1 protein-coding gene is annotated in these 948 nt (G+C 43.9%); it reads left to right on the top strand.

The annotated features are described in order from the left end of the window. On the top strand, positions 1–948 hold a 948-nt coding region (locus WH96_RS22190; protein ID WP_047766178.1), incomplete at both ends, for a hypothetical protein.

The raw sequence follows: 948 nt of genomic DNA, 5'->3' as shown, positions 1-948 counted from the left end.
TATCAATCAATCCGACCAGGGGTATCTATGCAGAAGAAAAAATTGATGACATCACGTTAGGCCCCTTGGTCCTGACAGACAACCATTTCTCCTTGAAAGCCGGGATCGCGAATATCGTTCCGACGATAAAAGTTAATAGTGATATAGAAATAAAATATCTTGGAATTCACGATCGCTATGACGTTAGCTTTGATAAAAAGGGGGCAAGTTTTGAAACAACAGTGAATTTTGGTCAGGATTATTCGATGCATAACCTGTTACGGTTATCTGGTATCGATTTATCATTAACCAAACCAAATTTCAGTAATGCCGATTTCTATATGGAAGGCGACATGAAGCTGGATATCGGTACCTTTGTGGAAAAACCGTCAAAGGCTGCACTGGACAGTGTATTCAATGAACTCAAAGCTGCGTTTGATAAAGCGGAAAAGGATATCAAAGCTGCACGCGCCAAGGTTGATGGACTAACCAAACAGATTAATGCAGAGCGTGCCAAGGTTCGTAAAGAACGTGCCGCAGCAGAGGCTGTGCTAAAGGCAGCTGAAGATCGAGTGAATAGTCTGAACAGCGAGATTGATCGCGATTGGGATCATTATCACGGTTGTAGTGGTTGGTTCAGTTGGGCTTGTGAAGCACGATGGGGGATACAGATAGGTTTCCTTGAGGTTGCACGGGATATCGCTGATGCAGCGCTGGAACTTGCAAAAACCACTGTCGATCACTTTCCAATTGATTTTGATCCACGTATCGCTTCATTGATTGTTGCTCGCGATAGTGCCGAAGCCGTTTTGACGGCAGCACTGGATGCTTTTGAAGGGGCGAATTTCTTCGATAAAGTTTTACAAGAAGTTTCGGACAAGATCGTCGGTCTTGTTGGCAAATCCGTAAATATCCATAAAGCTGGGTTTGAAGGTGATCTCAAAGGTTTGATTAGCGGTAATCAGCCGC

Source organism: Kiloniella spongiae (assembly GCF_001026905.1).
GTDB lineage: Bacteria > Pseudomonadota > Alphaproteobacteria > Kiloniellales > Kiloniellaceae > Kiloniella > Kiloniella spongiae.
Note: the sequence above shows the minus strand (reverse complement) of the source record. Positions and strands in the feature narration are given on the sequence as shown.